The following is an 818-nucleotide window of genomic DNA, read 5'->3' as shown; positions in this document are numbered from 1 at the left end:
TGATGGATCCAACCCCTCCGCTGCTATAGTGCAGTCGGCTTCTGACGTTCAGTGCAGCCGTCTTCTGAAAACGACAGTCAGAATAGAGTCTGCTTTCCCATTTTTTGACACATGCCCGCGAAGGTTATAGATTTCAGCCTGACAGAAATGGGCTTTGAGGCACAACGGAACAGAAAGTGCACTTAAGCCGCCTTCAACCAAGGAGACATCGTGCAGGGGCACCGCATCGGCTACGTCCGGGTCAGCAGCTTTGACCAGAACCCGGAACGCCAGCTGGAACAAACCCAGGTGAGCAAGGTGTTCACCGACAAGGCATCGGGCAAGGACACCCAGCGCCCCCAGCTCGAAGCGCTGCTGAGCTTCGTCCGCGAAGGCGATACAGTGGTGGTGCACAGCATGGATCGGCTGGCCCGCAACCTCGATGACCTGCGTCGCTTGGTACAGAAGCTGACTCAGCGCGGCGTGCGCATCGAGTTCCTGAAGGAGGGCCTGGTGTTCACTGGCGAGGACTCGCCGATGGCCAACCTGATGCTGTCGGTGATGGGGGCCTTCGCTGAGTTCGAGCGCGCCCTGATCCGCGAGCGGCAGCGTGAGGGCATCGCCTTGGCCAAGCAGCGTGGCGCGTACCGGGGCCGCAAGAAAGCCCTGTCCGATGAGCAGGCTGCTACCCTGCGGCAGCGAGCGACGGCCGGCGAGCCCAAGGCGCAGCTTGCCCGCGAGTTCAACATCAGCCGGGAAACCCTCTACCAGTACCTCCGCACGGACGACTGACACATGCCGCGTCGCTTGATCCTCTCGGCCACGGAGCGGGACACCCT

The 818-nt window shown here is 61.6% G+C and carries 1 protein-coding gene; it reads left to right on the top strand.

Going from position 1 to position 818, the window contains the following annotated elements:
* The first annotated feature begins 210 nt into the window (after positions 1-210).
* Entirely contained in the window at positions 211-771 is a 561-nt protein-coding gene (locus tag PG887_RS22500; protein ID WP_001161490.1) for a recombinase family protein, read from the top strand.
* The last annotated feature ends 47 nt before the right edge of the window (positions 772-818 follow it).

The organism is Aeromonas sp. QDB14 (assembly GCF_027707845.1).
In the GTDB taxonomy this organism is placed as follows: Bacteria; Pseudomonadota; Gammaproteobacteria; order Enterobacterales; family Aeromonadaceae; genus Aeromonas; species Aeromonas caviae.
Note: the sequence above shows the minus strand (reverse complement) of the source record. Positions and strands in the feature narration are given on the sequence as shown.